This is a genomic window from Bacillus sp. Medicinal_06 (genome assembly GCF_056711665.1).
On sequence record NZ_JBWYHD010000002.1, the window covers coordinates 37,630 to 51,611 of the forward strand.

Here is a 13,982-nt window from a genome sequence, read left to right on the forward strand (position 1 = left end):
TATCTTTTAAAGCTTAATATGCTGTGATAATTTTTGCATATATAGGGAACGAATTAATAAGAAAAAGATGATTTCAACCGTTCCAAAAATCATAAGAACAACAGTTACTTCAGCAAATAATGATAGGCCCATAATTTCTTGTAACATTTTTGCGGCAAACATCGTATGAATAGATGCCATAATATAGGGAACAAAGAATAAAATCGCAAGCTGAATCGTAGCGGAGCGTTTCATCTCAGATTCTGTTAAACCAATTTTTGTAATGGTAATATATTTTTCCTGTTCATTTGTTAAATCTGTATACATGCGGAAGTAAAGGACACTTCCTGCTCCAATGAAGAAAATGACGCCTAGGAACGTACCGATTAAGAAGAATGAAGCGGCACCTAATTTAATCTCGTATAGCGTGTTACTCGCTTCGTTCATGATAAATAATGGTTCTTCAGATGGGATGTTTCTTCGATCTTTTGCGAATTTATCAAGATACTCCGCAGCAATTTCATTTGTCTTTTCCCAGTCTGTTACTTGAAAATTATAAAGCGTTATATGTTTCATGTTATTTGATAAAGCGTCTACTGTATCATCAGATAAAATCAATATTTGTGATGTCCAGCCAGTTGGTATCACGTTAATATTTTCATAATCTTGTACATGCAGTGTCAGCGCATTTGGAGAAATTGTGACGCTTTTTCGTTTAAATTCTTCTTGCATTGGACTTAATATGTTTTGATAGCCATATCCAGGTAATATATAAGTTTCATTCTTTTGTACAAAAAGTTGCTTACGATGTAAAGCAGTCGCAAGTTTATTATAGTCACTTTCTTTTAACACATATGCTTCTTGTTCATAGGGAGTAACTTCATCTTTTTGTAATGAAACTGCATATAAGTCTGTTTTGAATTTTTTATATGAAAATTGTTCTTCACTAAGCCGTTTTTCTAACCAGTCCATATGCTGCGTGACAAGTGGATTGGCGTCGTACGAAAGATAGGTGAACGGAAATGGACTATTGTTAGTAACATCGAATTTCATAAACTTCCCAAATCCATATATGAATGTGATCATCGTAAAAGCGAGAGTAGAAAGCATTGCTACAATAAATAGCATATTAATATTTGTACGAATGCGGCTTGCTAAATCAGAAATCCAAAGCATATTAATTCGTTTCATATAAAATTTTCTTCGTTTTTTCAGTATGCGAATGAGGAGGAAACTAATTTGAGAAAAGAAAAGATAGGTTCCAATTGCAACGAATGATGGAATAACGAAAATACTAGAAACAATGTATAGAGCTCCTATATCTGAACCGAGTGATATAAAGTATTTTGGGTTCCCAGCTAATACATAACCTGATAATAAACAAATAGCACCGAATAGTGAAATCAGGATAGATGGTTTTCTTTCTTTTTGTTTCACTTTCCCTTCCTTTAGAAGTCGAACCGCTTTTCTTGTTCGAATGAGCATAGGAGTGAAAGCTGATACAACGATAAAGAGTCCTAGAAAGATTGTCGCTGTTAAAATAATCGCTTTTGTTGGCCAATATAAATAGAGTCCAGGAGCATATGTAATTTTTGCTGTTACCAATAAGAAAAATTGTGAAAATACAAGTCCAAATTGAATACCAAAGAAAATTGATAAGATTCCAATTAACATATTTTCCATGAAAACAAGGCGTTTTAATTGTTTTCTTGATATCCCTAAAACGGTTAAAATACCAAATTGTTTTTTGCGAACTTTTAAGAAGGTACCGATAGAATATAGAAGAAAGAAAAAGGAAAAACCAACAATGACTATTTCTGAAAATATCATTAATCCTGAAATTCCATCAACTAGGCTAGAATTCTGTAACCGAGGGTGAAATAAATACACCGCAAATGAAAAGAATACAGCAATGGAAAACGCGCTGCTTACAAAGTAGGCGAAATAAGCTCTTGAGTTTCGCGTTACGTTTTTAAATGCAAACTGCCAAAATGTCATGATGTATACCTCCAAATAGAAGATATCGTTTGAGTCATGCTGCAAAAAATGTATGAGAGTGAGTTCTCATACATTTTGCTGAAATGTGTTATGTTCATTGCTCTGTCACCGTCCCAGATTCATCTGCTCGGTTATTCGCAGCGTTATGGAAGATGATTTTGATGCTTGTCCCTTTACCAACCTCGGAATCTAATTTCACAGAATGACCTAAATAAGAGCAAATCTTACTTACAATATAAAGTCCCATACCAGTTGATTCTCCAAAAGTACGTCCATTTTTCCCCGTGTAAAATGGTTCAAAGACTCTTCGAATATCTTCTTGCGGGATACCGACACCTTCATCACGAACTTCTAAAATAATATCTTTGCCGTTTCGATAGCCAGACAAGAAGACTTTCTTTCCGCGCTCACCAGAATAGCGAACCGCATTTGTCATTAATTGATAAATAATGAACTTAAGCCACTTTGCATCAGAAGCAACCTTAAGATCAGAATGAACTTCTAGAACTGGGAATACACCGTTACGAATAAAGAGTTCCTTTAAGCCATTAATATTTTTTGTTACAGCATCTTTTAGTGAAAGAGTTTCTACATGGAAATCTTCATGGAAGTTATTAAGCCTTGCCATATATAATGCCATATCTAGCCCTTGATTTAATCTTTCTAGTTCCTTTTTAAACTTAGGAATGAGATGTTCATCTTCCATTTCAAGAACCATAAGCTGCATAACAGAAACCGGTGTTTTCATTTGATGCACCCAGTGGTTAATGAATAATTGATGTTCTTGTTGCTTTACTTCATATGTTTGTAGTTCTTTTTGGAATAGGCGATACTGCGCCCTAACAAGTTCGTTGACGCCGTGCGGCATAGGAGCAGTCGCTCTTTCAATAAACGCATCTTCCATTTTTTCTGGGGGCTCACTCAACCTATGATACATTCTGCGGTTACGAACATAACGATAAGCAAGGAAGCAAATAAATAAATATAAGCTTAATACAATAAAGTAGAACTTATTGTTTTGGAATCCGTCTACTGCATCATAGAGAATAAAAATGATACCGAAGTTTAATGCATATAATAGAAAAAATGCAAAATGATCACGCAAAAATAACTTCATGTTTATTCACTCCAAGTTGCGTTAAAACGATACCCTAATCCGCGTACTGTTTCAATTGCATTTTCAATACCAAGCTCATTAAATTTCTTACGAAGACGTGTAATGTTTACGTTTAATGTATTTTCTTCAACGAAGCTTTCATCATCCCAAAGCGCAGCTAATAAATCTTCACGACTTGCTGTACGGGGGAATTTTGATAACAACATTTCTGCCAAGATTGCTTCTTTTTTTGTAAGAAGAACTTGCTGTGTTCCAAAGTGGATTTCTGGTCGCTCTGGGTATAGTTTTAAACCTTCCACTTCAACAATTCGCTCTGAAATACTTGGTGCATAGTCACCATAAATACGGCGTAATTGACCTTTAATTTTCGCCATAACAACATCGTAGTGGAATGGTTTTGTAATATAATCATCCGCACCGCTCTCAATTGCCATAATTTGTTCCATTTCACCAGCACGAGCAGAAATGAAAATAATCGGACAAGTAGATTCGTGACGAATTTGACGGCACCAGTAGAAACCATCGAACTTCGGTAAGTTTACATCTAGAAGCACTAGGTGTGGTTTCACTCTATTAAAAGAATCCATAATATCATCAAAGTTATCCGCAACAACAGCTTCGTAACCGTATTTTTGAATATGAGATTGCAGTAAAGATGAGATATTTGGATCGTCTTCAACGATTAAAATTTTATACATATGTATATTCCTCCTAAAAAACAATTGTAGCTATAGTGTACCATGTGTTTCGTGTCTTTTCATTAGCTTGAAACGAGTGCTAGTAAACAGTATAGGTCAAAAGTGGAAAAAGTAAAAAGGTTATGGATAGAATTGACAATTAATATTTTTTATTTTAAAATTTAGATAAATATCTAAATGTCTAATTATTGAAAGGAAGAAAGGTATTGAATCAAGCATTTAAAGCATTAGCAGATCCAACAAGACGAAAAATTTTAGACTTATTAAAAGAAGGTGATTTAACCGCTGGTGAAATTGCAGAACATTTCAATATGACAAAGCCAAGCATATCGCATCATTTAAATGCGCTAAAAAACGCTGAACTTATTCAAGATGAAAAAAGAGGCCAATTTGTTGTGTACTCTTTAAACACAACGGTTTTTCAAGATTTATTAACATGGGTGTTTACGTTTACGAATAAAGGGGGAGAGGGGAAATGAAAAAACATCTTTTTGCAATTATATTAATTTTGACAACTTGCCTAGCATGGGCGATTTCTTGGCCGCATTTGCCGGATACAATTGCAACCCACTTTAGCGGCGGGACTGCTGATGGATTTTCATCGAAATTAACTGGAATGATGTCTATGGTTGGTATCATGATTGGTTGTTATGTGCTTCTTAATGTTTTACAAAAGATTGATCCAAAGAAAGAAAACTATGAAAAGTTTTCTAAAGCTTTGATGATGATAAACAATGGATTGCTAGTTGTTTTATTTGTAGGGAATATCGATATTATTACAAGTGGCTTAGGATATAATTTGTTCATCAATCGGGTACCAGAATTACTTGTCGGTATTTTATTTTTAGTCATCGGTAACTATTTGCCGCAGTGTAAACCAAATTTCTTTGTGGGTATGCGTAACCCATGGACATTAAGCAGTGAAGAAGTATGGCGGAAGACACACCGCTTTAGCGGAAAAGTGTTTGTAGCTTTAGGACTTCTTATGATTGTAAGTATTGCCCTGCCAGCTAACTTGCGTTCGTATATGATGCTTGCAATGATATTAATTGCTGTAGTGCTGACGAATTTATATTCTTATATTTTATATAAAAAAGAAATGCAAGTATAACTTAGAAGCTATCGTTCTTTAGGAAATACTAGAATCAATCATACGCAGTAGGAGGGAAGTCTTACTGCGTATGATTCCGATCTTTTAGTCTGAATATTTAAAAAGTAATTATAAATAGGGATGTTACATGATGAAATACAAGAAAAGGTTACACATATTGAACTGAGTATAGATCAGTCTAGATTATTTGGGGGAGAGAATATGTTAGAAATCATAAATTTCAGCAAAACCTACAAAGGTGGCAAAAAAGCAGTAGATGATTTGAGTTTAACTGTTCAAGCAGGAGATATTTTCGGGTTTATCGGACATAACGGTGCTGGGAAAAGTACGACGATTAAGTCACTAGTAGGTGTTATAGATTTCGAAGAGGGAGAAATTTTTGTTGATGGGCATTCAGTAAAAAAGGACCCGATTGCATGTAAGAAAATCATGGCGTACATTCCTGATAATCCAGATTTATATGAACAATTAACAGGAATTCAATATTTGAACTTTGTTGCTGATGTTTTTGGGGTATCGGCAAAAGACAGAGAAGAACGGATACAAAAATATGGGGATGCTTTTGAGATTACACCATATTTAGGAGATTTAATATCCTCCTACTCACACGGTATGAAACAAAAAGTAGCGATTATATCGGCAGTTGTGCATCATCCAAAATTATTAGTTTTAGATGAGCCTTTTGTTGGTCTTGATCCCAAGGCGGCTGTTGTACTTAAGGGGATTATGAAGAAGCTTTGCGAATCAGGTAGTGCCATTTTCTTTTCTACTCATGTACTAGATGTGGCAGAAAAGTTATGCAATAAGATAGCGATAATCAATAAAGGAAAACTAGCAATCTCAGGGGAAGTAAAGTCTCTCATAAAGGAACATTCATTGGAAGAGCTCTTTATGAAGGTGCTTGCTGATGAAAAATAATACGATAGCCCTTTTAAAAATCCGTTTCATAACACAGCTTGGTCTTAATACTTTTAAGTATGAAAAAGATAAGAAAAAGAAGCAGAATAAAATTTTAATTTCAGTATCAATTGCTTTAGTTGTTGTTATGTTGATGTTGTATTGTGGAAGCGCGGCATATGGATTGATAAAACTTGGAATAGGAGAAGTCATTCCGGTTTATGCATTTGTTATTAGCAGTATGTTAGTTTTATTTTTCACTATGTTTAAGGCAAATGGCGAGATTTTTGCTTTTAAGGATTATGATTTTGTGATGTCTTTACCGATTCGTGTAGATACAATTATAGCTAGTAGATTTTTGTATTTATACGTGCTAAATACGCTCTTTTCAATGATCATTATGCTGCCGATGGGCGTTGTTTATTGCATATATGAGAAGCCATCAGTTTCTTTCTACTTGATGTGGTTCATTACGTTATTTACAGTATCTTTAATCCCAACAACAATTGCAGCAATTTTTGGTGCATGTATTACGGCAATTGCCTCTAAATTTAGACATGCAAATAAAGTCACTACCATTTTAAGTTTTATAGCAATGATTAGCTTTGGTTACTTTATGTTCAAGCAGGGAAATACGAAATATAGTTTTACGGATTTAGAAGGGATTGGAGCAATTGTTTCAGAGGGATTAGCTAAAGTGTATCCGCTAGCTAACATTTTTCAAAAAGCAATTGTTGATGCAAATATTGTAGCTTTTATCCTTTTTGTTAGCATATCAGTTATTTGGTATTGTCTTTTTGTAAAAATACTCGCTCTGAAATATAAGCAAATCAATACAGGTATCTCTACGTATCATATGCGTTCCAATTACAAGATTGATTGGATGAAGAAAGAAAAAGTATTAATTGCGTTATATAAAAAAGAACGGAAGCGTTTCTTTTCTTCTACCGTATATGTGATTAATATTGGTATGGGCGTTGTCATGGCAGTTATCTTCTCACTTGCAGTGGTTATAGTAGGACCAAGCAAATTAATCGGGTATCCTGGAATCGAAATAATTTTACAAAAGGTTGCGCCATTTGCTATTTCAGCAATGATTTCAATGACATGTACAACATGTGTTTCATTATCGTTAGAGGGGAAAAATGTATGGATTATCAAGTCATTACCTCTGACACCTAAGATGATTTATGATAGTAAGATTCTCATGAACCTTTCGCTCAGCATACCTACATCAATTATTAGCGCTATCCTTATGATGATAGGTTTAAAGACGGATATTTGGACTTCTATTTTTATCATCATTACCCCGATCACATATTCATTGTTTTCAGCAGTGTGGGGGATTTTTATTAATAATCGATTTGGTTATTATGATTGGGTATCAGAAACACAGGTGGTGAAGCAGAGTATGGGGTCTGTTCTTGGTATGTTTGGAGGCATGATTGTGGCTGTCATACCTGCCTTATTAGTAGGTACTGGTGCGATATCGAACTATAGGTTATTTACTCTTGTAGTTGTTGTAATGATTTTGATTATGACTGCAGTATTGTATAACAATGAGTCTAAAAGAAGGATAAAGTGAAACGTTAGTCTAAAAAAGCTGTCTCCAAAAGGTAGTTCAAAACGACCTTTTGGGATAGCTTCTTTTATTAATCTTATGCATGATTTACTTTTTCAAAACGGGAATCCAGATTTCACTTTTAAAAGTTGGCGAGGTTACATCTTTATTTTCATTCCATAGAATTTCTGGTCCTTGTATTTGTTCAAAATTTGAAGATGGGAACCATTCCGAATAAATACGTCCCCATACATTTTGCAATGCACTAGGAAATGGTCCGATTGCTTCAAATACGGCCCATGTTGAGGCTGGGACTTCAAGTTGTGTGAACTGGTCTGGGCAATCTTTCGTTGTTGCTACACCAATATAGTGATCGAGTTCTCCTTTTTCCTCCATCCTACCTTCAGAAAAATTGGTAGAAGCACTAATGAGTCCAGTAGGCTCAACATTTGAAAGTGTCTTTAATGTGTGGATCGATTGACTGTCTAAACTTTGCCACATAGAAGCGATTTCTGGATTTACACCGCTAAAAATAATTGGTACTCGTTTTTGTATGCCAACGATGCGAAATGCCTCTTTTTCTTCAATACGATAGTTCATTTCATGTCCTCCTTTAATAGATAACTGGAAGGTCATTCGTGAGTAAGCTTTAAGAGAATGACTACTATTTCTAGCTTCTGATGGTGTTATACCATGCAAGTTTTGAAATGCACGTGAAAAAGAATCTGGTGAGTTGTATCCATATTTCATAGCGATATCAATGACTTTTACATTACTATCTTTTAGTTCGAATGCCGCAAGAGTAAGACGTCTACAGCGAATATATTCTGAAAGTGAAATGCCTGCAAGGAAGGAAAACATCCTTTTAAAATGATATTCAGAGCAGAGGGCTAGCTTTGCCACTTCTTTAAAGTCAATGTCATTCGCAAGATTATCTTCAATATACTGTATTGCTGCATTCATGTTTTTAAGCGAATTCATGATATGACCTCCTTATGTAAATAGAATAGCAAGAATGAAATAACCTCATCCGACATTCCGTGCACAAGTATGTAGGACAGTTTTGTACCTTACAGAATTGTAATGTTTCTGTAAGGAGAATGAATGGCTGGTATGTTACCCCGGTGCTATAGTAGCAAAGTAGTTATTTCATAAAGTTAAGTTTCGTTTTCTTCTGCTAAGCCCCCTTACATAACTGTCATGTTTGTGTAAGAAACATCGATAGTGGCAAGAGTAGAAGTTAGATATAGTGAAAATAGAGAATAGAAGAAGAGAGGGATATAGAGATGAAAACGGTATTAGAAGCGAAAAATATTAAAAAGGTATATGATACAGGTGGAAATAAATTTGAAGCGTTAAAAGGCATTAACTTACAAGTACAAGAGGGTGAGTTTGTTGGCATTATGGGACCTTCTGGGTCTGGTAAAACGACTCTTTTAAATGTTCTTTCTACAATTGACAACGCGACGAACGGTGAAATTTTAATTGATGGAAAAGACATTGTCAAAATGAATGATGATAAATTGGCATTGTTCCGCCGTGATCATTTAGGTTTCATTTTCCAAGATTATAATTTATTAGATACGCTAACGGTGAAAGAGAATATTGCTTTGCCACTTGCTTTATCAAAAGTGAAAGCAAATGAAATTGATCGCCGCGTTCTTGAGATTGCGAAGAAGTTTGGCATTGATCATATTTTAAGTCAATTCCCATACCAAGTATCTGGCGGACAGAAGCAGCGCTGCGCAGCATCACGAGCAATCGTTACAAATCCAAGTATGATTTTCGGGGACGAGCCAACAGGAGCGCTTGATTCTAAATCAGCAACAGATTTACTAGAAAGTATGAAGTCATTAAATGAATATGATAATTCAACCATTTTAATGGTAACGCATGATGCGTTTGCAGCAAGTTATTGTAAACGTGTTATCTTCATTAAAGATGGTGAGTTATATAAAGAATTGCACCGCGGGGAGTTAACGCGTAAACAGTTCTTCCAACAAGTAGTTGACGTAATGTCCGCAATTTCCGGAGGTGCAATGGATGACGTTATCTAGTATTGCTCTCCGCAACATACAGCGGAACTTTAAAGATTACTTTTTATATTTTGCATCGATGATCTTTAGTATCGTCATTTATTTTACATTTAAGGCACTTCAGTACAATTCACAAATGGAAAAAGCAGCGGAAGGCTCTAAGAAAATTAGCGGGGCATTCCAAGTTTCCAGTGTGATGCTGATTATTTTCGTAGCAGTATTTATTATATACTCTAACGGATTCTTTACACGAAAACGCAAAAAAGAAGTTGGATTATATTCACTGCTAGGAATTCGAAAAAAACAAATTGGTAAAATGTTATTTTATGAAAACATGCTAATGGGATTAATGTCATTGGTTATCGGGATTGCGATTGGTAGTGTACTTTCAAAGCTATTCCTTGAATTATTGGTAAGCATGATGGGACTGAACTTAAATGTTCACTTTGAAGTACCAATGGCTGCAATTATTGATACAGCTATTATCTTTTTTGTCATTATTCTTTATACATCATTGCAGGGATATCGTTTAATTTATCGCTTTAAGTTAATTGAATTGTTCCGTGCTGAGCGTGAAGGAGAGACAATGCCTAAAGGATCGGTTATTATGGCATTGATATCAGTCTTCTTAATTGGTTCAGGTTATTTCCTATCGCTAACATTTATGAAAGCAGCGAAATATGCTGACTTTATGATGGTTGCATTTTATATTTTACTTGCCACTGTACTTGGTACGTACTTATTATTTATGTTCTTTACAGTTTTCGTATTAAAACGAGCAAGACATAAGAAATCGTCATTCTATAATGGAATGAATATGGTAACAACGTCGCAGCTATTGTATCGCATTAAAGGAAATGCCAAATCGCTCGCAACCATTGCAGTATTAAGTGCGGTAACATTAACAGCGGTTGGTACATCTGTAACGATGTATTACAATACGTTTAAACAATCAAAAGATTATGCACCGCATAGTTATTCTTACGAGAAAAAAGATGCGGCACTTGATAGAAAAGTAAATGCGATTTTGACTGAAGAGAAGGAAAATCATCCTGTAACAGACCAATTTGAAATTGAGATGGTTCCTGTTAAAGGGAAGTTCGAAGGCGAAAAAGCAGATCTGGGCATGAATACGAATTATTTCGTTACCGAGAAATATCAGCTTGTATCGCAATCAGCATTTAATAATATCGCAAAGAAAATGGATGTTGAAGCAGTAAATTTAGCTGCTAATGAAGCTTTTGTATATGATGGTATGTATATTGAAGGCCATGAATTTAGTGCAATATATAAAGGGAATAAAGCAGTGTTCCCAATTGGAAATGAGACGAAGACATTAACGATTCAAGGTGCTGAAGGACGTAATATAACGAACTTAGGAGAACTATTCGTTATTGTACCAGATGAAATATATAACAGTGTGAAGGCAGTCTCTAGTACTCGTATCGTTAAAAATATAGATGTAAAAGACGAAAACAATAGTAAAGTACTGACAGAGAAATTAAAGAAAGTAATGCCAGCTGGAGAGTCAGAAGTTGCATTACCTTTCAATGATTTCTATACTGGCTTCCACGGTATGTTAGAAGCAACAGGATTAATGATGTTTATCGGTCTATTCTTAGGTCTAGTGTTCTTACTCGCAACAGGTTCTATCATTTACTTCAAGCAGTTAACAGAAGCAAATGCAGACCGCGATCGCTACGTCGTACTTTGTAAAGTCGGAGTGACAAAGCAAGAAATGAAAAAGGCGATTGCGAAACAAATAAGCTTTATCTTTGCGATTCCATTAGTAGTCGGGATTTGTCATAGTTTATTCGCGTTAAAAGGCTTATCAACATTAATGCCATATGAAATTTTGATTCCACTATTAATGAGCATCGGTATATACAGCATCATTTATATTGGATATTACTTCTTAACAGTTCGCTCTTATTATAAGATTGTGAGCGTGAAGTAATGAAGGAGGCAGCTATCGCTAGGCGCGATAGCTGTTTTTTTTATGAAAATCTTACAAAAGTGTAATGTTAATGTAAGAGAAGTCGATAGTCCTCCTAACAGAAAATCGTTATAGTAAGAAAGTATTTAAAAAAGGAGGACTACTATTTTTATGAGGTTAAATGCTTTTCAATTAAAGATTTTTGCAATGATCTTAATGGTCATTGACCACGTGTATACGTATATTCCAGGTATGCCAATGTGGATGCATCATCCAGGACGCATCGTTGCGCCAATTTTCTTCTATTTTGTCGTAGAAGGATTCTTCTATACACGTAATCGTACGAAATACGCGACTCGTGTATTTATGTGGGCAGCGATTATGTTTGCAGGTTCAGCACTTATTCAATATTTGTTCCCAAGTGACAGTGGACTATCTAATAATATTTTCTTGTCACTTGGTTTAGGAATTGTTTTATTAATTGCGATTGATTATACGAAGCGTACAAAAAATTATTTAGTGGGGATTCCAGCCGCTATTATTGCGGCGGCATTAGGAATGTTTACGGAAGCAAGCTTTATGGGTGTAATCATGACATTAATCTTCTATTTCTTTAGAGAGAAGAAAATGTGGTTAATTATCACATATATGGTGCTATCTTTATTAGAAGTTCCATCATTACTTATTGATGGAGAAATCTTCACTCAAATGGGTATGTTCGGTTTTAATAATCAATGGATGATGGTATTTGCTTTACCATTTATTCTCTTATATAACGGAGAGCGTGGTTTAAATAATGCGTTCACGAAATATATGTTTTATATTTTCTATCCAGTTCATTTATGGATCATTTATACAATTGGATATTTTGTTAGTAAGTAAAGAGAAAGCTTTGTGCATGTGCACAAAGCTTTTTTTTATTTCTTCATAAAATCTTAAGAAATTTCCATGCTATTTTTTAAAAAATGATCGTTATACTTGAAGCTATATTAAACAATACCGAATGAATGGGAGAGGTTAGAAATGCAACTTATTACATTCTTAACCGAATTTGTGAAGCATCCAAAGAATACTGGGGCAATTGCACCTAGTTCGAATAGATTAGCCAAAAAGATGGTAGGCGCGATTAATTTTGAAGAAGCGAAGTACATTTTAGAATTAGGACCTGGAACAGGTTCATTCACGAAAGAGATTATAAAGAGAAAAAAAGAACATACAATATTTATCTTGATTGAAATTAATGAAGTTTTTTTCAAAAAATTACAGAAGCAGTTTAAGGACGATCCTAATATTTTAGTTATACATGGATCAGCTGAAAATATAAAGAAATACATCGAGGATTTACAAATAGAGAAGGTTGATTACGTATTATCAGGATTACCCTTTACGTCTTTACCAAGAGAAGTATCATCTCGTATTTTATCTAGCGTCATGGAATCATTAAGTGAGGATGGTGAATTCATTACATTTCAATACTCGCTTGCAAAGAAAGCATTTATCCAAACCTTTTTTCAGGAAATTTCATTAAAAAAGGTTTGGTTGAATCTTCCACCAGCGCATGTTCTTAGTTGTAGAAAGGCATGTATGTAATGGAATTACATGAATTGTTATCATATATTGAGCAGTATGGTTATTGGGCTTTATTCTTTTGTCTATGGCTCGGGATTGTAGGCATGCCAGTTCCAGATGAAATGATTGTAATGAGTGGTGGGTTTGTATCATCGGTGGGCATACTAAGTGTAATTCCTGCCTTTTTGTTAACCTATTTAGGTGTAGTGTCAGGTCTTTCATTAGGATATATACTTGGAAAATTATTTGGTTCTAAAGTACTTGATAAATTAATGAAAAAGAAGAAAGTAAAGTACCTTTTAAAATCACAAAAACTGATTCATAAATACGGACATTATGCATTGGCAACAAGTTATTTTATACCTGTCGTTAGACATATCGTTCCTTATTTAGTTGGTATGAATCGTATGTCATTTCAAACATATGCTTTGTATTCATACACGACAGGATTCATATGGACATTGCTTTATTTTATGCTTGGTTCTATGTTTGGTAAACATATCGAGACGATTGTAGAACTTGCGACGAAGTATGGCCTCTATTTTGGTGGCACAATTGTCGTCATAGCAAGTATTTCATATTTATATATGCAAAAGAAAAATCAGGTAATGGGATAGATTACTTGTCCAAATATTCGCAGGCAGTAAGGAAGAAGGCAGCTATTTTAAGTAATAGCTGCCTTCTTCCTTATTTATTTTCGATTCACATTTAGGCAAGGTAGTTATAGTGGAGATAAGGAGAGGGAGGATCTTCTCTTTATTTGATTTCGTAATTGAGGAATGTAGGGGAAATAGAACTTAATCTTTACAATTTTTGTAGTAGTCGTGTTCCGCTCTCCATATCACCTTTACATAAAGGACATTTTGGTTCTTCTTCTAAAGAAAAGTTTTTGCGCATCCATCCACGGCAGCTTTCTGACTGGCATTCCCATACAGCTATTTCTTCTGGATCTTCGACAGGCTTATTATTTCTTTTCCAATACATATCATCACTCCTCTAAAGTGGGGAATTTTTCTAAAAAAAATAAAAAGGTTGTTAACGTTTTTTGTTAACAACCTTTTATACTTTTAATTATAATCT

The 13,982-nt window shown here is 34.7% G+C and carries 14 protein-coding genes; 9 read left to right on the forward strand and 5 right to left on the reverse strand.

Annotated elements, in window-relative coordinates; genetic code table 11:
• Positions 1–6 precede the first annotated feature (6 nt).
• From AC1M36_RS03815 to AC1M36_RS03825, 3 genes are all read right to left on the reverse strand, one after another.
• Complete coding sequence (locus AC1M36_RS03815) at positions 7–1,977, reverse strand: ABC transporter permease (RefSeq protein WP_336450585.1); 1,971 nt, start codon at positions 1,975–1,977, stop codon at positions 7–9.
• A gap of 94 nt (positions 1,978–2,071) precedes the next feature.
• The gene (locus AC1M36_RS03820; RefSeq protein ID WP_336450584.1) at positions 2,072–3,094 is read right to left on the reverse strand and encodes a sensor histidine kinase; all 1,023 of its coding nucleotides are present in this window, start codon (positions 3,092–3,094) and stop codon (positions 2,072–2,074) included.
• 2 nt (positions 3,095–3,096) lie between these two features.
• Positions 3,097–3,792 (reverse strand): response regulator transcription factor, encoded by a 696-nt coding sequence (locus tag AC1M36_RS03825; RefSeq protein WP_336450583.1) that lies wholly within the window; start codon positions 3,790–3,792, stop codon positions 3,097–3,099.
• A gap of 206 nt (positions 3,793–3,998) precedes the next feature.
• Between AC1M36_RS03825 and AC1M36_RS03830 the strand changes: the two genes are divergently transcribed.
• The 4 genes from AC1M36_RS03830 to AC1M36_RS03845 all read left to right on the forward strand — a co-directional run bounded on the left by AC1M36_RS03830 (position 3,999) and on the right by AC1M36_RS03845 (position 7,385).
• Complete coding sequence (locus tag AC1M36_RS03830; RefSeq protein WP_018764634.1) at positions 3,999–4,271, forward strand: autorepressor SdpR family transcription factor; 273 nt, start codon at positions 3,999–4,001, stop codon at positions 4,269–4,271.
• Entirely contained in the window at positions 4,268–4,903 is a 636-nt protein-coding gene (locus tag AC1M36_RS03835; protein ID WP_336450582.1) for an SdpI family protein, read from the forward strand. Before AC1M36_RS03830 ends, AC1M36_RS03835 begins: the two co-directional genes overlap by 4 nt.
• A gap of 201 nt (positions 4,904–5,104) precedes the next feature.
• Entirely contained in the window at positions 5,105–5,821 is a 717-nt protein-coding gene (locus AC1M36_RS03840) for an ABC transporter ATP-binding protein (protein ID WP_336450581.1), read from the forward strand.
• Complete coding sequence (locus AC1M36_RS03845; protein ID WP_336450580.1) at positions 5,811–7,385, forward strand: putative ABC transporter permease subunit; 1,575 nt, start codon at positions 5,811–5,813, stop codon at positions 7,383–7,385. The genes AC1M36_RS03840 and AC1M36_RS03845 overlap by 11 nt, the downstream gene beginning before the upstream one ends.
• Positions 7,386–7,469: 84 nt before the next feature.
• Here the strand turns inward: AC1M36_RS03845 and AC1M36_RS03850 are convergent, their stop codons facing one another.
• Positions 7,470–8,342, reverse strand: coding sequence for an AraC family transcriptional regulator (locus AC1M36_RS03850; protein WP_336450579.1), 873 nt, complete (start codon positions 8,340–8,342; stop codon positions 7,470–7,472).
• A gap of 305 nt (positions 8,343–8,647) precedes the next feature.
• Between AC1M36_RS03850 and AC1M36_RS03855 the strand changes: the two genes are divergently transcribed.
• The 5 genes from AC1M36_RS03855 (at position 8,648) to AC1M36_RS03875 (ending at position 13,519) form a co-directional block, all read left to right on the forward strand.
• Positions 8,648–9,418: an ABC transporter ATP-binding protein gene (locus tag AC1M36_RS03855; protein ID WP_098338527.1), complete on the forward strand. Its 771-nt coding sequence runs from the start codon at positions 8,648–8,650 to the stop codon at positions 9,416–9,418.
• Positions 9,405–11,354 carry an ABC transporter permease gene (locus AC1M36_RS03860; RefSeq protein ID WP_336450578.1) on the forward strand — a complete coding sequence of 650 codons (1,950 nt, stop codon included), beginning with the start codon at positions 9,405–9,407 and terminating at the stop codon, positions 11,352–11,354. The genes AC1M36_RS03855 and AC1M36_RS03860 overlap by 14 nt, the downstream gene beginning before the upstream one ends.
• A 150-nt stretch (positions 11,355–11,504) precedes the next feature.
• Positions 11,505–12,215, forward strand: a complete 711-nt coding sequence (locus AC1M36_RS03865) for a TraX family protein (protein WP_336450577.1) — start codon at positions 11,505–11,507, stop codon at positions 12,213–12,215.
• A gap of 141 nt (positions 12,216–12,356) precedes the next feature.
• A complete protein-coding gene (locus AC1M36_RS03870; RefSeq protein ID WP_174100045.1) occupies positions 12,357–12,923 on the forward strand; it encodes a class I SAM-dependent methyltransferase in 567 nt (188 codons plus the stop codon).
• Positions 12,923–13,519, forward strand: coding sequence for a DedA family protein (locus AC1M36_RS03875; protein WP_336450576.1), 597 nt, complete (start codon positions 12,923–12,925; stop codon positions 13,517–13,519). Before AC1M36_RS03870 ends, AC1M36_RS03875 begins: the two co-directional genes overlap by 1 nt.
• A gap of 187 nt (positions 13,520–13,706) precedes the next feature.
• Here AC1M36_RS03875 and AC1M36_RS03880 read toward each other — a convergent pair whose 3' ends face one another.
• Entirely contained in the window at positions 13,707–13,886 is a 180-nt protein-coding gene (locus AC1M36_RS03880; RefSeq protein WP_174100049.1) for a cold-shock protein, read from the reverse strand.
• Positions 13,887–13,982 lie beyond the last annotated feature (96 nt).